This is a genomic window from Haloferax sp. KTX1 (genome assembly GCF_902410085.1).
GTDB lineage: Archaea > Halobacteriota > Halobacteria > Halobacteriales > Haloferacaceae > Haloferax > Haloferax massiliensis.
In genome coordinates this window covers 144479-163639 of record NZ_CABPRH010000007.1, presented here as the reverse complement: position 1 = coordinate 163639, position 19161 = coordinate 144479, and the positions used below count along the sequence as shown (strand labels likewise).

Below are 19161 nucleotides of genomic sequence, written 5' to 3'. Positions count from 1 at the left end.
TTAATCGTAGGCCACCTGCGGGTTGACGTAGGCGTACAGGGCGTCCACGAGGATGTTCACGAGGACGAACCCGACCGCGACGACGATGAGCGAGCCCTGTAAGACCGGCCAGTCGCGGGCGTTGATGCTGTTGATGATGAGCGTCCCGAGCCCCGGCCACGCGAAGACGGCCTCCGTGATGACGGCCCCGCCGATGAGGGTGCCGAGTTGGAGACCGATGACGGTGATGACCGGGATGAGCGTGTTCCGAAGCGCGTGCTTGTAGCGGACCAGCGTCTCCGGGAGCCCCTTCGCCCGCGACGCGCGGACGTAGGTCTGTCCGAGTTGGTCGAGCATCCCGCTGCGGGTGAGCCGCGTGATGAGCGCGGTGAAGTACGTCCCGAGCGTGACGGCGGGGAGCGTGATGTGCCACAGCCACGTCCCGAAGCCGCGTATCGCCGCGCCCGGGTCGCCGCCGACGAGAAGCAGCGCGATGCCGTCGAGGCCGATTGGGCGCTGGCTCGTCGGAAACAGGTTCAACTGAACCGCGAGCACGAGAATGAGCATCACGCCCAGCCAGAAGTTGGGCGTGCTGATGCCGACCAGCGAGAACACCGTCGCGCCGTAGTCGGCGGGCTCGTGCCGCCGCGTGGCCGACAGGACGCCGAGCGGAATGGCGATGACGACGGCGACGACGGTCGCCGCGACGGCGAGTTCGAGCGTCGCCGGGAGCTTCGCCACGACGCGAGCCGAGACCGGCGTCCGGGTCACGAGCGACAGGCCGAGGTCGCCGAACGGGATACCGGAGACGAACTCCCAGTACTGCACGTACAGGGGCTCGTTCAGTCCGAGTTCGGCGATGACCTGCGCTCTGACCTCGGGGTCGACGTCGGGGGGCAACAGCACGTTCGCCGGGTCCCCCGGCGAGATGAACCGGAGGCCGAAGACGACCGTGATGACCCCCCAGATGACGAACAGCCCCTGGAGCGAGCGCTTGATGAGGAACCTCGACAGCGACATCGACTACTGCTGGCTCATCGCGTACGCGTCGATGCGCTCGTCGGAGCGGGCCTCCCACGCGATGACGTTGCTGACGCCGTAGACGCTGTACTGCTGGTTCAGGAAGATCCACGGGCACTGCTCGTGGGCCATCGCGTTCGCCTCTTGGAGGGTCGCCTCGCGCTCCTCGCCGGACTGGTTGCCGGCCTGTTCGAGCAGCGCGTCGAACTCCTCGTTTTGCCACGTCGTGAGCGTCCCCTCGGAGGCGAGAAGCGCCTCCATGACGAGGCCGCCGTCGAACGTCGCCTCGCCCCAGCCGATGAGGAACCACGGCGGGCGGGCCTCGATACTGCCCGCGAGCAGTTCGTCGACGAGCGACCCGAAGTCGCGCTGGCGGACCGTCGCCGTGACGTTCGGGAGTTCGTCGATGTAGCCCGCGACCGCCTGCGCGACTTCGAGGTCCTTCAGGTAGCGGCCGACCGGCGTGTGAAGCTCGATTTCCGCGCCGGCGTAGCCGGACTCCTCGACCAACTGCTCGGCTTGGTCCGGGTCGTACGGGTACGGGTCGATGTCGGGGTCGTGGCCGACGAACTCGGGGAGGGTGGGCTGGCCCGTCTGCGCGCCGAAGCCTCCGAGGACGTTCTGGACGATGCTTTCGAGGTCGATGGCGTAGTTCATCGCCTGCCGGAACTCCATCGAGTCGAACGGTTCGACGTCGTAGCGCATCCCGTTGTAGATGATGCGGGTCGACGGGGCCGCGGCGACGCGGGCGTTGTCGGAGTTGGTGACGCGCTGGACCTCCTGCGGCGGGACGTTGACGATGAGGTCGGTCTCGCCCTGCAGGAGTTGGTTGACGCGCGTGCTGGCCTCCGACGCGGCGCGGAAGGTGAGCGTGTCGACCGCCGCGGGCTCCCGCCAGTAGTCCTCGTACGCCGTGAGGACGACCTCCTCGTCTTCGGTGTACGAGTCGAGTTGGAACGGTCCCGTGCCGTTCATGTGCTGGCTGATGTACGCCTTGTCGTTCTCCTCGACCCACGACTGCTGCATCACGTCGAGGTAGGTCGCGAACTCGGAGAACACGATGGGGTTGAGAGAGGCGTTGTTGACCCTGACCGCGTTCTCGCCCTCGATGACCTCCGCGCCGGCGACGCCGGCGAGTTGGTCGCTCTGCGGGCTGGCGAAGCCGACCTCCTCGTCGACGACGCGGTTGATGCTGTAGGCGACGTCCGCGGGAGTGAGTTCGTCGCCGTTGTGGAACGTGACGTCCTCGCGGAGGTCGAAGCGGACCGCGTTCTCCCCGTCGATGCGCTCGTAGTTCGTCGCGAGCGAGGTCTGAATCGACCCCGCCGCGTCGCGGGTCAAGACGCCCTCGTACGCGTGGAGGACGACGATGTCCGTCGTCGTCTCGCGGTGGTCCTGCGGGTCGAGACCGGAGGGCATCTGCCCCTGCGTGATGGTCACGTCGAACGAGCCGCTGTCGTCGGTCGTCGTCGTGGTCTCGTCGGTTTCGGTCTCCTCCCCGCCGGTCGTCGTCTCGGTGGTCTCGGTCTCCTCGCCGCCGCCACCGGAACAGCCCGCGAGCGCCGCCGACGCCGCCGCGCCGCCAGCCAACTTAATGTACGACCGTCGACTAATGTGAGAATTGGTATCAGCCATCGAAGGTAGATTGAGTCGGTCGTTCTTATATCCATTGCCTGAGATTCGGCCCCCGCATAGCGTTCTGACAATATATTGTGCGCAGTTATGCTCCCGAGGCATCGCCGCTGAACACGTGGACGCATCACCCCCCAAAGACGGGGTACGTTTATTACTGCCCATCGCGGAATCATTCGTATGGCCGTGACCGGCCGTCCCACACTTCGGGACTTGTTCGACGAGTCGCCGACGCCCCACATCGCACACCCGCCGCGAACGCATCAACGACACTTCTACGTCGCGACGGACGGGTCGTACCGCCCGAACGGCGGCGGACTCGGTGCGGTGATAGAGACCCGCGACGGCGAGCGAGTCGCCCGTATCGCACTCCCGGACGTGCCGCCGGACAACAACGTCTCGGAGTATCGCGCACTGCACCTCGGACTTGACGTGCTCGCCCACCGCGCGCCGCCGGGCGCTCGCGTCGGCGTCCTCGTCGACCACGACGACCTCGCCGCGAACGTCAACAACGCCGTTCTCGCCGGCGACCACCCCGACTGGAAGTCGCCGAAGCGAATCGTCGTTCCCGCCGGAAGCGAACACCACTGGCGGGGGATTCAGGCCCGCATCGCCGGGTTCGGCGAGCTACGCGCCGCGCGAATCGACAGCCGCGAGAACCCCGCCCATCCGCTGGCGAACGCGCCGGGTGAGTACGAACACGTCAACCGGCGCGCCGACCGCTGTGTGCTCCCCGACCCCCCGGAGTTCGAGACGGACTCCGGCACGGACGTGAGCTACCTCCCGCCCTCGCGGTTCGAAGGGCGCGCGAGCGACTGAGCGCGAGGCGTCGGCGACGACCGCACTCGACTCGCCTCCGCCGGGCGAGTCGCCGAGCGCGAGCAGTCCCACAGGGCCGTCGCCTTCCCGGGGCGCGTCACCCGGGCGGCCGTCCCGCCGCCGGCCGGTCTCCTCACCGTCACAAAGTTGACAACGCGGAGCGACGACGCCGGACGTATGGACTCCGCGGAGACCGTCGACGCGTTCGACCCGCGGCGACGCGGACTCTCGCCGCTCGGCGCGACCGCGAGACGCCACGCGACACGACTCGTCGCCATCGATCTCCTGACGGCCGTCTCCGTCTTCGCCGCCGTCCGCGACCCCGGACTCCTCTCGCCGACCGGCGGGCTCCCGCCGACTGCCGGCGTCTCTCCGACCGCCGGTGTTTCGACAGCTGTCGTCGGCGTCGGCGACCCGACCTTCCTCGTCCGTCTCGAACTGGGCGTGCTCGCCGGCACTCTCGCCGCCGGCGTCTCGCTCGTCGCCCTCGCCGGCCGCGACCCCGCGGTCGACCTCCGCGCCGCCTCGGGGTGGTTGGCGGTCGCCGCCGCGGGCTTCCTCGTCGGGACCGTCGCCGCGCGGCAGTTCGCGCCGGCCCTCGCCGGCCTGCTGGTCGAATGGGGCCGCGTCGCGGCCGCTTCCCGCCAGTCGGCGCTCGAACTCGAACTGTTCTTCCCGGTCGCGGTCGGCGGCGGCGCGGCCGTCGCCCCGCTCCTGCTCGGACTGCGCCGCGCCGGCGCGCTCTCCCGCCGACTCACCGGAGCGACCAGAGGGCTGTCGCTCCTCTGTCTCGTCGCCTTCGCCGCGTGCTTCTCGCCGCCGGACTCGACGACCTTCGCGCTCTACGCGGTCCCGCCGGCGGTCGGACTGGGCGTCGCCGTCGCGTGGGTCGAGTTCGGGTAGCGATTCGAAGAAAAACCGAAGACAGACTGCGCGTTACTCTTCCTGCGCGTCCACGACCGCCGTCGCAGCCAGGTCGAACGACCACCTTTTTTCGGTTCGGGTTCGCTTCGCTCACCCTCTCCCGAAAAAGCTGGACCAAAAAATCCCTCGCTTCGCTCGGGCCCGTTACTCTTCCTGCGCGTCCACGACCGCCGTCGCAGCCAGGTTGACGATGTCTTTGACCTCGTCGCCGCGCTGGAGGACGTGGACGGGTTTGTCCATGCCGACGAGCATCGGGCCGATGGCCTCCGCGCCGCCGAGGCGCTGGAGGAGCTTGTAGCCGATATTGCCCGCTTCGAGGTTCGGGAACACGAGCAGGTTCGCCGGCTCGTCGAGTTCCGCGAAGTCGTAGGTACCTTCGAGGATGTCCTCGACGAGGGCGGTGTCGGCCTGCATCTCGCCGTCGACCGGGAAGTCAACGTCGGGGTCGTCCTGCAGGAGCGCCGCGGCGTCGCGGGGCTTGCGCGTCCCCTCGTTCGTGACGCTCCCGAAGTTGGAGTACGAGAGCAGCGCCGCGCGCGGCTCGACGTTGAACTGGCGGGCGAGGTCCGCGGTGTGCTTCGTGATCTCCGCGAGAATCTCCTCGTCGGGGTCGAGGTTGACCGTCGTGTCGGCGCAGAAGACGACGCGGTTCTTGAACGTCATCATGTAGACGCCGGCGGCGTAGTTGGCCTCGTCGGCGGTGCCGATAATCTGGAGCGGCGGGCGGAGCGCCGACGGGTAGTGGTGGGTCAGCCCCGTCAGCATCGCGTCCGCGTCGCCGACTTCGACCATCACGCTGGCGAAGTAGTTCGAGTCGCGGCGGACGAGTTCCTCCGCCTCGGAGTTCGTGACGCCCTTGCGCTGTCGAAGCTCGTAGAGGCGGTCGACGTAGTGGTCCCACTCGCCGTCGCGGGGGTTGGCGATGGTCGGGTCGAAGTCGAGACCCAACTCCTCGGCCTTCCGCAGTATCGTCGTCGTCTTCCCGACGAGGATGGGTTCGGCGATGCCCTCCTCCTGCATCTGGTAGGCGGCGCGAATCATCTTCTCGTCTTCGCCCTCCGCGAGGGCGACGCGCTTGGGGTTCGACTTCGCCTTGTTGAGGACGACGCGCATCATCTCGCGGGACTTGCCGAGGCGGGCTTCGAGGCGCTCGCGGTAGGCGTTCATGTCGAGGCGCTCGCGGGCCGCGCCGGAGGTCATCGCCGCCTGCGCGACGGCGGGGGCGACCTCGAACAGTACGCGGGGGTCCAGCGGCTTGGGGATGACGTAGTCGGCACCGAACTGCAGCGGGTGGTCGCCGTAGGCCTTGACGACCGCGTCGGGCACGTCCTGTCGGGCGAGTTCGGCGAGCGCCTCGGCGGCCGCGCGCTTCATCGCCTCGTTGATCTCGGTCGCGCGCACGTCGAGCGCGCCGCGGAAGATGAACGGGAACCCGAGGACGTTGTTGACCTGATTCGGGTAATCCGACCGGCCGGTGGCCATGATGACGGTGTCATCGCGGGCGTTCTTGGCGTCCTCGTAGGTGATTTCGGGGTCGGGATTCGCCATGGCGAAGATGATTGGGTCGTCGGCCATCGACCGCACCATCTCCTGGCTGACGATACCGCCGACCGAGAGGCCCGCGAGCACGTCCGCGCCCTCCATCGCGTCCGACAGCGACCCCTCGCCGACCGGCTGCGCGAACTCGGCTTTGTACTTGTTGACGTCGCCCTCCTCGACGCGCGACTCGGTGATGATGCCCGTGGAGTCGCACATCGTGATATTCTCCTTTCTCGCGCCGAGGGAGACGTAGAACCGCGCCGTCGCGAGCGCGGACGCGCCCGCCCCCGAGAAGACGATATCGAGGTCGTCGAGGTCCTTGTCGGCGATGTCGGCGGCGTTCAGAAGCGCCGCGCCGGAGATGATGGCCGTGCCGTGCTGGTCGTCGTGGAACACGGGGATATCCATCTGTTCGCGGAGCTGTCGTTCGATTTCGAAGCACTCCGGGGCCTTGATGTCCTCCAAGTTGATGCCGCCGAACGTCGGTTCCATCGCCTTCGTCGCCGCCACGAAGTCGTCCACGTCCGCGATGTCGAGTTCGACGTCGAACACGTCGATGTCGGCGAAGCGCTTGAACAGCACGCCCTTGCCCTCCATCACCGGCTTCGACGCCTGCGCTCCGATGTCCCCCAGCCCGAGGACGGCGGAGCCGTTAGAGATGACGCCGACGAGATTCCCCTTCGCCGTGTACTCGTAGGCGGCGTCTTCGTCGTCGGCGATGTCGAGACACGGCGCGGCCACGCCCGGCGAGTACGCCAGACTCAGGTCGCGTTGGGTGTTCGTCGGCTTCGTCGTCGCAATCTCGATTTTTCCGGGCGGGTCCTGTCTGTGATAGTCCCGTGAGTCGTCGTCCAGTCCCATGACCCACACGTCCTCACGCAGGGGGCAAAAAGCTATTCAACAACGTCGAATTTTGACTTCGACAATAGTCGAATCCTCACCGGACGGCGGCGAGGTCGCGACGGCGAATCGACGCCGCTCCGGTCGAAAAATTACTCCGTTTCGATGTGAAGAATTTCCGGCCGTTCGAGTTCGACCGTCTCGTCGGCGTCGGTCACGGTCCGGGTCGGCCAGCGGCCGGTCGTGGTCAGCGGCTCGACGCCCTCGTCGGTGACGAGCGCGGTGCCCTCGCTTTTCGCGCCCTGAATGGTCGGGTTGTAGGCGTAACCCATCGGCGCGCGGACCTCGTCGTCGGCGTCGGGCGTGGCGAACCACTCCCGGCCGGCGAAGCCCGCTGCGCCGCCTTGGTGGTGGTTCAGCCACTCCTCGGACTCGCCGACCGCGTCGTAGGCGTCGCGGATGGCGTCGAACACGTCGCCGGCGGTGCCGCCCTCCACGGCGGCCTTCCGGGTCGCCGCCAGCGCCTCCGTCTCGACCCGCATCGCTCCCTCGTGGCGGGTTTCGAGCCACTCCGGCGCGTCGAACGCGACGGTCCGCGTGCAACTCGCGTAGAGACCGCCGCGCTGGGCCGTCACCGAGACGAGGGCGTAGTCGCCGAGTTCCTCCTGTTTGGGCGTGTAGTGGCGGTACTTCTGGACGCGCCGACCGCCGCCGACGAGCACCACCGGCGCTTCGATTCCCATCGCGCTGAGCGTGACCTTCAGACCGGAGGCGACCTCGTGTTCCGTGTCGCCCGGCGCGAGTTCGCGGCAGACCCGCTCGACCGCGCTCGCCGCGTCGCGGCCGAGTTCGCGGTAGGCCTCGATGTCGGCGTCCGAAAGCGGCTGGCGGACGGCCGCGGCGTCCACGTCCTCGAAGCCGGGCACGTCGAAGTCGGCGGCGGCGGGTGTCGGAGACACCGCCTCGACGCCGGACGCCAGCGAGCCCTCGTACCACTGGAATCGGTGGACGCGAACGTCTTCGTGGGGCAGTTCCTCGTGGAGCAGGCGGTTCGCTTCGATGTTGTCCGTCACGACGTGGAACTCGTCGCCGTCGTAGCCGGCGGCGGCGACGCCCAACGGCGAGTCGCGGTCGACGACGCTGTCGCCGCCGAGGAGCCACGCGAAGGAGTTCGGTCGGGCGAACCAGACCGCTTCGAGGCCGTTGTCGTCGAGGTAGCCATCGAGTCGGTCCGCTCGGGAGTCGAGTCGCTCGTCCATGTTCGCGCGTCCAGCCGAATCGACTTGAATGGGACGGCTCGGACGGGTCGGTCACGGTCGAAGCACTCGAAGCGGTCGCCCCCAGCGCGCGAGACGGCTCCCCGCGGTGACACCTTCGAGGACCATACCGACGAGATATAAGTTCGCGCGGTCCCGACCCACGCGTATGACACCTCGGCTTCGCCGCCTCCTCGCGGGGGCCGCCGCGATGACCGGCGTCCTGATGGTCCTCGGCGTGTACACCGCCGCCGCGGGCGCTGGGCTCACCTGCGCCGGCCGCTGGCCGTTCTGCGACGGCTTCCTCGGCCTGTTCCCGGCCAACTGGGGCAGTTTCCTCGAATGGTTCCACCGCCTCGTCGCCATGCTCACCGGCTTCCTCATCCTCGGGACGACCGTGCAGGCGTGGCGCGAGGGCGTCGCGAAAGGCGTCCGCTACGCGCTCGTCGTCGCCACGGTCATCCTCCCGTTCCAAATCGTCCTCGGGGCGCTCACCGTCACCGAGTACGAGTGGGTCATCCTCACCGCCCACTACGTGGTCGCGACCTCCATCTTCACCGCCGTCGTCGCCGCCGCCGCGTGGGGGCTCGCCGACCGCGGCATCCCTCGCATCGCCGACGCGGTGGGACTGGCGCTCGTCGGCGCGCCCGTCATGCTCGTCCTCGCGCCCCACGCGTTCGTCTCCTTCGGCCCGACGACGCAGGCCGTCTACTACGTCGTCGGCCTCGCGACCTACGCCGCGCTCGTCGCGGTCACCCTCTGGGCGAACGCCGCCCACGGCCCGCGGGCGGACGCCTACGACCGGCTCAGATTCGTCACCGCGCCCGCGAGCATCGTGGTCGTCGCGCTCCTCATCGCCGGCCGGCAGGTGTACGGCCCGGTGCTCGAACTCGCCCACCTCGGCGGAACCGTCCTCGCGCTCGTCCTCGTCGTCGGCGCGGCGCTCCTCGTCCGCGGCGGCCTCCCGGTCCCGCAAGCCGGCGCGACGAACGACGCCGACTGACGAGCGGGCCGCGACCTGATTCGTCGTGAGCTCGCCCGCTTGTCGGAGATGCCTTCAATACTCGTTCTAATCGCGGCAATATTTACAACAGTATTGCCAGAAGTTGTACGATGATTCGAGACCCACGGACGGTCTGACTCCGTTTCGCGGTTGGAGATATATCCCACCCATCTACACAATTCCCGGATATTTTTCGTCAATATCGGAACGAATTGACGGCCGGACCGAAGAAGTGTTATACGGTGCTGTGCTACCTGCGTGCTGTTATGGAACGTCGTACCTTTCTGAAGGGCTCCGCGGGGGCCGCGGCCGCGTTCACGCTGGCCGGCTGTCTCGGCGGCGGTGGCGGCAGTAGCGAGACGATTACCATCGGCTCGGACATCCCGTACCGGCCGTTCGAGTACGAGACGACCGAGGGCGAACTCGTCGGCTTCGACGTCGACATCGCCGAGGCGGTCTTCGGTGAACTCGGCTACGAACACGAGTTCCAGAAGACGAGCTTCGACAGCATCATCCCCTCGCTCAACAACGGGAACTTCCGCGTCATCATGTCCGCGATGACCATCACCGAGGACCGCGCGGAGCAGATCGACTTCTCGGACCCGTACTTCACCGCGTACCAGACGGTCATCGTCCTCAACCAAAGCGACATCTCCTCGAAAGAGGACCTTCAGGGCGTCACCGTGGGCGTCCAGAAGGGGACGACCGGCGAGAGCGCCGCGACCGGCCTCAAAGAGGAGTTCGGCGGCGACCTGACGATTCAGAGCTACGACCAGGTGACCGGCGCGTTCGACGCGCTCCGGAACAACCAGGTCAGCGCGGTCGTCAACGACAACACCGTCAACGCCGCGTTCGTCGACCAGAGCGACAACGTCCGGTTCCTCGAAGGCCCCGGTGCCGCCGAAGAACAGGGCAAGGAGAACGCCCCGCCGTATCTCACCCTCACCGTCGAGGAGTACGGCATCGGCTTCCGGCAGGACGACGACGACCTGCGCGAGGAGGTCAATGGCGCGCTCCAGACCATCCGCGACAACGGCACGTACGACGAGATTTACTCGGAGTACTTCTCCGGGTAACTCGACAGGACGCGTTTTTATCCCACTACTGTGAGAACTACTACCAATGGCTGATTCCTACTCCCAGGGACGCACCGGAGACGGTGAGTACCAAGAGCAGTTCTTGAACGACAAAACGCTCAGGCGACTGGGTGCGGCCATCGCGGGGGTATTCACGCTCGGAGTCGGCGGCTTCATCGCGGCGATTATCTTCACGCAGGTCGATTTCGAACTCCTCGTCGAGATTATCCACCCGCAGTTCGTCAACGCGTTCCTACGGGTGCTCGGTATCGTCCTCGTGGGGAGTCTGTTGTCCGTCACCGCGGGCGTCTTCGTCGGCCTCGGTCGGGTGTCGAACACGAAATTCACGAACGCCGTCGCGACCGCCTACGTCGAGTTCTTCCGGGGCACGCCGCTCCTGTTCCAGTTGCTCGTCATCTACGTCGGGATTCCGGCGTTCTGGCCGCCGGGGCAGTTCCCCATCTCCAACTGGGCGATTCCGACCGCGATTATCGGACTGACGCTCAACCACGCCGCCTACGTCGGCGAGGCCGTTCGCGGCGGCATCGACGCCGTCCCGGAGGGACAGATGGAGGCCGCCCGCTCGCTCGGGATGTCCTACGTGCAGGGCATGCGCGAGGTCGTCCTCCCGCAGGCGTGGCGCAACGCGCTCGCCGCCATCGGCAACGACCAGGTCATCCTCGTGAAGGACACCTCGCTGCTGACGGTCATCGCTATCCCGGAACTCATCAGCGCGTTCCGCAACGTCAACTCGACCACGTTCGACCCGTGGACGCCGATTATCCTCGTCGCAATCGCCTATCTCATGATTACGATTCCGCTCGGGAAGGTCGTCAGTTACCTCGAAGCCCGCGCCGACTGGGGAGGTGACCGCCGATGAGTCTCCTCGAATTCGACGAGGTTGACAAGTACTTCGGCGAGACGCACGTCCTGAAAGACGTCGACCTCGACGTCGAAGAGGGCGAAGTCTGCGTCGTCATCGGCCCATCCGGCTCCGGCAAATCGACGCTGCTCCGCTGTGCGAACCGCCTCGAAGAGATTCAGGGCGGCGAGATTCGCCTCGAAGGCCAGTCCATCTCCGCGGCCGACGCGGACATCAACCGCCTGCGCCAGCGCATCGGCATGGTGTTCCAGAGCTTCAACCTCTTTCCGCACAAGACGGCGCGGGAGAACGTGACGCTCGCGCCGACGAAGGTGAAAGGGCTCAAGAAAGGAGACGCCACGCGCCGCGCCGACGAACTGCTCGACCGCGTCGGCCTCGGCGCGCAGTCGAACTCCTACCCGAACCAGCTTTCGGGCGGCCAGCAACAGCGCGTCGCCATCGCTCGCGCGCTCGCCATGGACCCGCACGTGATGCTGTTCGACGAGGTCACGAGCGCCCTCGACCCCGAACTCGTCGGGGAGGTGCTCGACGTGATGCACGACCTCGCCGACGAGGGCATGACGATGCTCGTCGTCACCCACGAGATGGGCTTCGCCCGCGAGGTCGGCGACCGCATCGTCCTCATGGCCGACGGCAAGATCGTCGAGGACTCGCCGCCCGAGGTGTTCTTCGAGAACCCGAAGACCGACCGCGGCAAGCAGTTCCTCTCGAAACTCCTCTGAGGCGAGGTAGCCGGGCACACACCCGGATTCTTCCAACAAGCTTATCCCCCGAAGCGCCGCTTCCTGCGGCATGAACTGCGCTCCCCGCGAATTCAGTTACGAACCGCCCGATAGCGAACGCACCAAGGCCGTCCTGTTCTGTCAGACCTGCGGCCGCGCCGCCGGTATCGACGAGTGGCCCGAACAGACGCGCGACGGCCGCGCGGTCCGACTCGACTGCCCGGACTGCGGCGAGGTCGTCTGGCGCGGCCTCGCGGACGACGAGGCGTCCGAGAAACGCCGAGCGCCGATGCCGACGCCCTGAGCCGGCAACGAGCGACCGACCCGCCGAGCCCCGTTTTTACGGAACCATCACTTCGACGCCGACGGTGTCGTAGTCGGTCATCGCCGCCAGTCGCTCGGGAACCTCGTCGAGCGAGACGGTCTTCGTCACGAGCGACCCGGGGTCGACCGCGTCCGACGCGAGCAGCGAGAGCAGGTCGTCCGCGTTCGTCGGCGGCATCCCCCGCGCGCCGAGGAACGACACCTCGTGTCTCGTCATCCAGTCGGTCGGCAGCGACACGTTCCCCTTTTCGGCCTCGGTCGTCAGGCCGACCTGCACGTGCGAGCCTTGCGGCCGGACCGAGCGAACCGAGTTCCGGCAGGTCTCCGCGACGCCGAGCGCGTCGAGCGAGACGTGCGCGCCGCCGTCGGTCAGCCCGCGGATGGCGTCCACCGGGTCCTCCGCGGAGCCGTCGACGACGGCGTCAGCGCCGAGGTCGGCCGCGGCGTCGAGCGCGGATTCGCGCACGTCGACCGCGACGACGCGCGCGCCGAGGACGGTCGCCACCTGAATCGCCGAGAGGCCGACGCCGCCGCAGCCGTGGACGGCGACCCACTGGCCCGCGCGGAGGCCGGCGCGGGCGTCGAGGGCGTTGTAGGCCGTCATGAACCGACAGCCGAGCGCGGCCACGTCGGTCGGCGAGACGCCCTCGGGGAGTCGAATCGCGTTGTAATCGGCGGACGGGAGATGCACCAAGTCGGCGAACGCGCCCTGCGCGGAGAGCTCGAAGCCGAGGGCGTGCGGATGGTCGCCGGTGCAGACGTTGCCGTGGCCGGTCTGACAGTAGCCGCAGGAACCGCAGGCGAGGTTGAACGGCAGGGCGACGCGGTCGCCCTCCCGAATCGTTTCGACGCGGTCGCCGACCTCGACGACGCGGCCGGCGGGCTCGTGACCGAGAATCTGGCCGGCGGGGACCGCGTCGTCGGCCCACTCGCCGTGACCCATCCACGAGTGCCAGTCGCTCCGGCAGATGCCGCAGGCCTCGACCTCGACGACGACGCCGTCGGGGTCGCACGTCGGGTTCGGGACTTCTGTCACGTCGAGTGGTTCACCGTGCTCGCGGAGGACTGCGGCTCTCATACGCGCGGTTCGACGGGCGGCCCCAAAAACCCCCGCGTGGCGTTACTCTCGGGCGGCGGCGCGACAGAACCGCGGCGGGAACGCGGCTGGAACGCGGCGGACGGTCCCGCTCAGAAGAAGTCGTCGAGCCCGGACTGCCCGTCGTCGGTCGAGGTGTCGTCCTCGCCGCTCTCGGCCGCGTCGTCGGCGTCGGCGTCGCGGTCGAGCACGTCGTCTGCGCCGTCGCCATCGCCGTCGGCGGCCGCGGCGTCGCCCTCGACGGACACGTCTTCCATCCCGGCGAACGCGCCGCCGGCGTGTTCCTCGACCAGTTCCTCGCGGAGTTCGCCGGCGTCCTCGACGATGGACTGGACCTTGTTCGTCGTCTCGCCGCTCCCGGTGACAAAGGAGACGTGGGACTCGTCGAACTCGTAGTAGGCGGCCATGGCGACGGTCAGTTCGCGGGGCTTGCAGTGGTGGGTGATGGCCGAGAGGTACGGCAGGACCTCGCGGCGGGCGGTCGCCATGCTGAAGCCGCCGTGCTGCGCGATTTTCCGCACCACGGTGTCGCGGGTCTTGTCGCGGGTCGAGCGGTAGGGCGCGCCGCCGTAGCGGGTCCACCCGCCGCGGGTCCGGTCGCGGGAGGCCGCGACGCCGGCGGCGAGGTTGTCGGTCGCGTAGCGCCAGTAGGAGTAGTTCTGCGTGGCGCGCACGCGGCCGAGCCAGCGGTCGGCGTTGGCGAGGAAGTCGTAGGCGCGGGCGAGTTCGTCGGGTTCGTAGACGAGCGACACCTTGTCCTCGACCCACTTCGTGAGGTCGTCGGGCGTCTCGTCCACGTCGTAGGCGGTGTACAGCGCGTCCTGCGCGGACTCCTCTTTGAGGACGGCGTCGAGGAACTCGAACAGGCCGACAGAACGGTCGCGGTCGCCCATGACGACGTCCTCCTCGGTGATTTTCTCGCGGCCCTCGGCGATGGCCTGGAGGTCGTTGACGGCCGACCGCAGGTCGCCGCTGTTCATCTCGGCGATGCGGTCGAGCGCGTCGGATTCGAACGCTAACTCCTCCTTGCGGCAGATGTCGCGGAGGACGGGAACGATAGAGCGGGCGGACACGTCGCGGAACTCGATTTCCCGACAGGCGTTCCGGAGCCCGCGGCTCATGTCGTAGAACTCGTTGGCGATGAGGACGATGGGCTGGCTCGACGACTTGACGAGCCGGGTGACGGCGCTGGCTCCGCCGCGGTCGTAGTTGCCGTGGATGTTGTCGGCCTCGTCGAGGATGACCAACTGCCGGGTGGACGTGCCCGTCGACGAGCCGGCGAGCGTCGCGTTCTTGGCGGCGCGGCCGGCGAAGCGTTCGATGACGTCGCCGGTCCGCTGGTCCGACGCGTTCAACTCGACCGTCTCCCAGCCCATGTCGGCGGCGAGCGCGTGGGCCGCGGAGGTCTTTCCGATGCCCGGGCTCCCGTGGACGACGACCGCCTCTCGATGGTCGTCCCACGTCTCGGCCCACTCCGCGAGGGCGTCGCGGGCCTTGTTGTTGCCGCGGACCTCGGAGAGCGTCGATGGGCGGTACTTCTCCGTCCAGTCTACCATTACCGGAAGGAGGACCGAGGCGCGTTTAGTGGTTGCGGAGCGCCCCGCGCCGCCAGTTCACGACTCACCACGCCGCCCGCCGCGCCCGGTTCCGAGCGTCGACGAGCGACCAGCCGAGCGCCGCGAGCGTGGCGAGACAGACGACGAACAGCGCCACGACGACGCCGACACGTCCGAGACCCGCGTAGTAGCCGGCGCTGTCGATGACGCCGGCGAAAAGCAGGCCGAACGCCACGAGGCTGAGCGGTCGCGCCCACAACTGTCGCCGGACGAGTCCTACGCCCGCCGCCAGGAGCGACACGCCGGTCAGTCCCCCCAAGACGAGCGACGCGAACAGCGCGAACGGGTCGGTCCGCGGTGCCATCACCGAACCGCCGTCGACGGTCAACGCCCAGATGGTCAGCGTCGCGGCTCCCATGACGAGCGCGTAGCCGCCGACCGCCCGCTCCCAGTCCATCGCCATCCCGCTTATCAGACGTGCTCCCGGCACAAATACGCACCTCCGGGTTCTTCCCCGGCAGAACGTGTGCGCGCCCGGAACGTGTTCGAATCCGACCGGTCCGAGGACCGCGGCCGCCCCCGGCGGTGTCACGTGCTCTCACCTGTCAATGATCAGAAAACTTATTAGCGCCCTCCGAGTGGACTCCGTTCCATGTTCCCCGACGAAATCGTGACCCCGCGGCTCAGGCTCCGCGCCCTGTCGCGGGCGGTCGTCGACCCGTTGGACGCCTACGAGCAGTTCGCCGCCTCGCGGTCGGACACCATCGAAGAGGAGACCGAGTTCGTCACGTGGAACCCCCACGAGACGCCCAAGGAGACGCTGGAGTTCATCGAACGGGCCGAGGACGGCCACGAATCGGCCGAAAACGCCATCTACGCCGTCTTCCCGCGGGACGGCGAGGACGGCGCGGGCGAGTTCGCGGGCACCGCCGGCTTCAACCCCGAGTGGGACAAGCGCCGGGCCGTCTTCGGGATGTGGCTCCGCAAGGAGTTCTGGGGCCGCGGCTACTCGGGCGAGCGGGCGGCCGCCTTCTTCGCCGCCGTCTTCGACGTGCTCGACCTCGACGTCGCGCTCGCGTACGCCATGCCCGAAAACGAGGCGTCGTGTCGAGCTATCGAGAAGTACACCGACCGGTTCGGCGGGCAGAAAGACGGCCTGTTCCCCAACGAGACCGTCGACGCCGACGGCACGCCGCGCGACGTTCGCGGCTGGTCCGTGACCCGCGAGCAGTGGGAAGCCGCCACCGGCGGCGACTACGACGCCGAGTTCCGCTGGGAGGGCCGCGAGTGAGCGACCTCTACCCCGAAGTCGTCGAGACGCCGCGACTTCGACTGGTCGCCCGCCGCCCGAAATACGTCGGCGTCCACGAGGCGTACGACCTGTGTTCGGCCCCCGAGATGGACGACGTGACGCGGTACATGCCGTGGTCGCGCCACGAGACGCCGAAAGTTACGAAGGAGTTCCTCGACCGCGGGGAGTCGAGTTGGACCGACGCGGCGAGCGCCGACTACGCGATTATCCCCCGCGAGGGCGAAGACGGCGCGGGCGAGATTGCGGGGTTCGGCGGGCTCCACACCGAGTGGGACCGCCGCGTCGGAGAACTCGGCCTGTGGCTCCGGCCGCGCTATTGGGGTCGCGGCTACTCGGGCGAACGCGCCGCGGCGCTGGCGGCGCTCGCGTTCGACGCGTTCGACCTCGACGTCGTCACCGTCTCGCACATCGCGGACAACGAGAAGTCCCAGCGCGCTATCGAGAAGTACATGGCGGCGCTCGGCGGCGGCCTCGACGGGCGCGAGCCGAACAGCATCGTCGTCGACGGCGAGCCGACCGACGAACTCCGCTACAGCGTCTCCCGCGAGGACTGGCTGGCGACGACCGGCGGGGACTACGACGCCGAGTTCCGCTGGGACGTCGACCCCGACGACGTTCGCTGAGCCGCCGCTTATTCGCCGTCGGGAACCGCACCGGGGACCGCGCCGGCGACGACGCGGCCGCCTTTCAGGACCGCCGTCGGGTCGTTCAGCACCGTCAGGTCCGACAGCGGGTCGTCGTCGAACACGAGCAGGTCGGCGTACGCGCCGGGTTCGACGACGCCGCAGTCGTCCAGTCCCACCGCGTCGGCGGCCGTCTCGGTCATCGCCCGGATGGCGTCAAGCGGCTCCATCGCGTGTTGCGCCATGAACTGCACTTCCGAGGCGTTGCCGCCGTGGACGTTGAACGGCGTGCCGGCGTCGGTGCCGCCGGCGATTCGGACGCCCGCCTCGGCGGCCATCTTGAACGACTCGATGTGGCGGTCGTAGACGAACTCGGTCTTCGTCACGTCCTCTTTCGTCGCCGCCTCGGTGTTCCGGACGATGTGGTACGGCGCGGAGAGCGTCGGCACGAGCGTCGCGTCGCGCTCCAAGAACAGGTCGACCGCCTCGTCGTCGAGGAACGTCCCGTGTTCGACCGTATCGACGCCGGCCCGGATGGCCGCTTTCACGCCCTCTCCGCCGTGGGCGTGGGTCGCGGTGTGAACGCCCCGGCGGTGCGCCTCGTCGACGAGCGCGTGGAGTTCCTCCTCGGTGAACGCCACCGCGCCGGGGTCGCTGCCGGGCGTCGTCACCCCGCCGGTCGCCATGAACTTGATGAAGTCTGCGCCGAGTTTCACCTGTTCTCTGACGGCCTTCCGCGCCTCGGTCGGGCCGTCTATCTCGCGGCCCATGTGGTGGCCGTGGCCGCCGGTAATCGTTATCGACCGACAGTTGGCGACCATGCGCGGACCGGGCACGTCGCCGGCCTCGACGGCGCGCTTCAGCGCCACGTCGATGTCGCGCGCACCCATCACGCGAGCGCCCGTGACGCCCGCTTCGAGCGTCTTCCGGGCGTTTCGCGCCTCGACCAGCGTGAGTTCGGCGTCGGACATACCGACCACGTCCTCGACGCTCCGCTCGCCCGACAAGGAGAAGTGGACGTGCGCGTCCACCAGTCCGGGCGTGACCGTCTTGCCGGAGAGGTCGACGACCCGCTCGTCGCCGCGGGGGTCGAGGTCGCCGACGGCCTCGATTCGCCCCGTCTCGGCGTCGGTTCGAACGTCCGCCTCGTCGGTGACGCGGTCGCTTCGAATCACCCGCGCACCCCGTAGTAGCATGCCCATCGCTATCTCCTCCCGCGACTTGAACGTGGCCCTCTCGCGTTCGCCGGCCGTCCGGTGGTTTCCGGACGCGTCGCAACCAGTGTGAACCGTCAGTACGCACCGCGAGACGCCGTCTCACGCCGGCCACGAGACATTTACGGGAGAACGATAATGTGTCTCGACACAATGTCATCGACACCTCACTCGACGTCCGGCGCAGACCCGTCGACGCTTCGGTCGGTCGGGAGCGGCGGCGTCGCCGGTCTCGGGGCGGCCCTCTTCGGCTACCTCGTGACGTACCTGCTGTCCTCCTCGACCATCGAGAACTCGACGGCCAGTCAGGTGCTCGAAGCCCTCGGCTCCGACATCGCGACGTGGAAGGTCGTCGGCTGGGTGTTCATGAGCGCCCACGGCGTGACGACGCGGTTCCCCGGCCTGTTCGGAACGACCTCCAGCGCGAACCTCATCGAGAACGTCGAGGCGTTCTCGCCGGTGCTCTACGTCGTGCCCGTGGTCGCGCTCCTCGCGGCGGGCGCGCTCGCCGCCGTCGTCAGCGGCGCGTCCTCGACGCGGGACGGCGCGCTGGCCGGCGCGGGAACCACCGTCGGCTACCTCGTCTTCGCGCTCGCGGGTATCGCGCTTTTCACCGTCAGCGTCGGCGACGCGGCCGTCAGTCCCGACCCGGTCACGTCCGCGCTCCTCGCGGGCGTCGCCTACCCCGCCGTCCTCGGGACCGTCGGCGGCGTCGCGGCCACGGCGCTCCGGTAGTCACGGACCTCCGCTCGCTCGGTTCCCCGGTTGCTCGTTTTCCCGACCTCAGAGGTCGCGCGCGACGAGTTCGCCCCAGTGGTCGAAGCCGTAGCGCTCGTAGAACGCCCGCGCCCGGCCGTTCGCCTCGTCCACGTCGAGGACGATTCGGTCCAAGGGGAGGTCCTGCGAGCGCGCGTGGTCCAGCGCGGCCCCCATGAGTTCGTCGGCGACGCCCGTGCCGCGGTAGTCGGCGTCGAGAAACAGTTCGTTGAGCACGGCCGCATCCCAGATGAACGTCATCTCCTCGGGGAGCGCGAAGGCGTAGCCGACCAGATCAGCGTCGTCGTCGACCGACACCGCCTCGGCGACGACGACGCACCCGGGGTCGTCGGTCGCACAGCGCTCGACCCACGAGAGATATCGCTCGCGGTAGTCGTCGGTGAGTTTCGCCTCGTACGTCGACAGTTTGTCGTCGCCGCCGGTACCCTCGCCGATGCCGAGTTCGAACCCGCGTTTCAGTTCCCAGAACGCGTCCGCGTCGCCCGGTTCGTAGGGTCGAATCTCCACGCCGTCGGGTGTCTCGCTCATGGACGCCGATGGGTTGCCGCCGGTTATGAACGCTCGGA

19 protein-coding genes are annotated in these 19161 nt (G+C 68.3%); 10 read left to right on the top strand and 9 right to left on the bottom strand.

What is annotated here, in order from left to right; translation table 11 throughout:
- Complete coding sequence (locus FY251_RS12900) at window positions 1–999, bottom strand: ABC transporter permease (RefSeq protein WP_042662442.1); 999 nt, start codon at window positions 997–999, stop codon at window positions 1–3.
- A gap of 3 nt (window positions 1000–1002) precedes the next feature.
- Window positions 1003–2589 carry an ABC transporter substrate-binding protein gene (locus tag FY251_RS12895; protein WP_342765784.1) on the bottom strand — a complete coding sequence of 529 codons (1587 nt, stop codon included), beginning with the start codon at window positions 2587–2589 and terminating at the stop codon, window positions 1003–1005.
- 222 nt (window positions 2590–2811) lie between these two features.
- Here FY251_RS12895 and FY251_RS12890 point away from each other — a divergent pair, with 222 nt between their 5' ends.
- On the top strand, window positions 2812–3450 hold the full coding sequence (locus FY251_RS12890; RefSeq protein WP_148415241.1) for a ribonuclease H: 639 nt from the start codon (window positions 2812–2814) through the stop codon (window positions 3448–3450).
- Window positions 3451–3627: 177 nt separating this feature from the next.
- Window positions 3628–4353: a hypothetical protein gene (locus tag FY251_RS12885; RefSeq protein WP_148415240.1), complete on the top strand. Its 726-nt coding sequence runs from the start codon at window positions 3628–3630 to the stop codon at window positions 4351–4353.
- 165 nt (window positions 4354–4518) lie between these two features.
- On the opposite strand, the gene FY251_RS12880 is transcribed toward FY251_RS12885, so the two are convergent.
- Both FY251_RS12880 and FY251_RS12875 read right to left on the bottom strand, forming a co-directional pair.
- Entirely contained in the window at window positions 4519–6774 is a 2256-nt protein-coding gene (locus FY251_RS12880; protein WP_148415239.1) for an NADP-dependent malic enzyme, read from the bottom strand.
- A gap of 131 nt (window positions 6775–6905) precedes the next feature.
- Window positions 6906–8012 carry a Xaa-Pro peptidase family protein gene (locus FY251_RS12875; protein WP_148415238.1) on the bottom strand — a complete coding sequence of 369 codons (1107 nt, stop codon included), beginning with the start codon at window positions 8010–8012 and terminating at the stop codon, window positions 6906–6908.
- A 208-nt stretch (window positions 8013–8220) separates the two neighbouring features.
- Between FY251_RS12875 and FY251_RS12870 the strand changes: the two genes are divergently transcribed.
- The 5 genes from FY251_RS12870 to FY251_RS12850 all read left to right on the top strand — a co-directional run bounded on the left by FY251_RS12870 (window position 8221) and on the right by FY251_RS12850 (window position 11997).
- Window positions 8221–9012 (top strand): COX15/CtaA family protein, encoded by a 792-nt coding sequence (locus FY251_RS12870; protein ID WP_187367412.1) that lies wholly within the window; start codon window positions 8221–8223, stop codon window positions 9010–9012.
- A 266-nt stretch (window positions 9013–9278) separates the two neighbouring features.
- Window positions 9279–10088: a basic amino acid ABC transporter substrate-binding protein gene (locus tag FY251_RS12865; RefSeq protein ID WP_148415236.1), complete on the top strand. Its 810-nt coding sequence runs from the start codon at window positions 9279–9281 to the stop codon at window positions 10086–10088.
- A 46-nt stretch (window positions 10089–10134) separates the two neighbouring features.
- Window positions 10135–10968 carry an amino acid ABC transporter permease gene (locus FY251_RS12860; RefSeq protein ID WP_148415235.1) on the top strand — a complete coding sequence of 278 codons (834 nt, stop codon included), beginning with the start codon at window positions 10135–10137 and terminating at the stop codon, window positions 10966–10968.
- Window positions 10965–11693: an amino acid ABC transporter ATP-binding protein gene (locus FY251_RS12855; RefSeq protein ID WP_148415234.1), complete on the top strand. Its 729-nt coding sequence runs from the start codon at window positions 10965–10967 to the stop codon at window positions 11691–11693. The genes FY251_RS12860 and FY251_RS12855 overlap by 4 nt, the downstream gene beginning before the upstream one ends.
- Before the next feature lie 70 nt (window positions 11694–11763).
- Window positions 11764–11997 (top strand): hypothetical protein, encoded by a 234-nt coding sequence (locus FY251_RS12850; protein WP_148415233.1) that lies wholly within the window; start codon window positions 11764–11766, stop codon window positions 11995–11997.
- 36 nt (window positions 11998–12033) lie between these two features.
- On the opposite strand, the gene FY251_RS12845 is transcribed toward FY251_RS12850, so the two are convergent.
- The 3 genes from FY251_RS12845 to FY251_RS12835 all read right to left on the bottom strand — a co-directional run bounded on the left by FY251_RS12845 (window position 12034) and on the right by FY251_RS12835 (window position 15126).
- Complete coding sequence (locus FY251_RS12845) at window positions 12034–13095, bottom strand: zinc-binding dehydrogenase (protein WP_148415232.1); 1062 nt, start codon at window positions 13093–13095, stop codon at window positions 12034–12036.
- Window positions 13096–13205: 110 nt separating this feature from the next.
- Window positions 13206–14669, bottom strand: coding sequence for a replication factor C large subunit (locus FY251_RS12840; protein ID WP_148415231.1), 1464 nt, complete (start codon window positions 14667–14669; stop codon window positions 13206–13208).
- A gap of 64 nt (window positions 14670–14733) precedes the next feature.
- Window positions 14734–15126 carry a hypothetical protein gene (locus FY251_RS12835; protein WP_148415275.1) on the bottom strand — a complete coding sequence of 131 codons (393 nt, stop codon included), beginning with the start codon at window positions 15124–15126 and terminating at the stop codon, window positions 14734–14736.
- A gap of 195 nt (window positions 15127–15321) precedes the next feature.
- Between FY251_RS12835 and FY251_RS12830 the strand changes: the two genes are divergently transcribed.
- Both FY251_RS12830 and FY251_RS12825 read left to right on the top strand, forming a co-directional pair.
- Window positions 15322–15960 carry a GNAT family N-acetyltransferase gene (locus FY251_RS12830; RefSeq protein ID WP_148415230.1) on the top strand — a complete coding sequence of 213 codons (639 nt, stop codon included), beginning with the start codon at window positions 15322–15324 and terminating at the stop codon, window positions 15958–15960.
- The gene (locus FY251_RS12825; RefSeq protein ID WP_148415229.1) at window positions 15957–16604 is read left to right on the top strand and encodes a GNAT family N-acetyltransferase; all 648 of its coding nucleotides are present in this window, start codon (window positions 15957–15959) and stop codon (window positions 16602–16604) included. Before FY251_RS12830 ends, FY251_RS12825 begins: the two co-directional genes overlap by 4 nt.
- A gap of 8 nt (window positions 16605–16612) precedes the next feature.
- Here the strand turns inward: FY251_RS12825 and FY251_RS12820 are convergent, their stop codons facing one another.
- Window positions 16613–17800, bottom strand: a complete 1188-nt coding sequence (locus FY251_RS12820; protein WP_148415228.1) for an amidohydrolase family protein — start codon at window positions 17798–17800, stop codon at window positions 16613–16615.
- A 171-nt stretch (window positions 17801–17971) separates the two neighbouring features.
- Between FY251_RS12820 and FY251_RS12815 the strand changes: the two genes are divergently transcribed.
- A complete protein-coding gene (locus tag FY251_RS12815; protein WP_148415227.1) occupies window positions 17972–18553 on the top strand; it encodes a transporter in 582 nt (193 codons plus the stop codon).
- Window positions 18554–18601: 48 nt separating this feature from the next.
- Here FY251_RS12815 and FY251_RS12810 read toward each other — a convergent pair whose 3' ends face one another.
- Complete coding sequence (locus tag FY251_RS12810; RefSeq protein WP_148415226.1) at window positions 18602–19123, bottom strand: GNAT family N-acetyltransferase; 522 nt, start codon at window positions 19121–19123, stop codon at window positions 18602–18604.
- Window positions 19124–19161 lie beyond the last annotated feature (38 nt).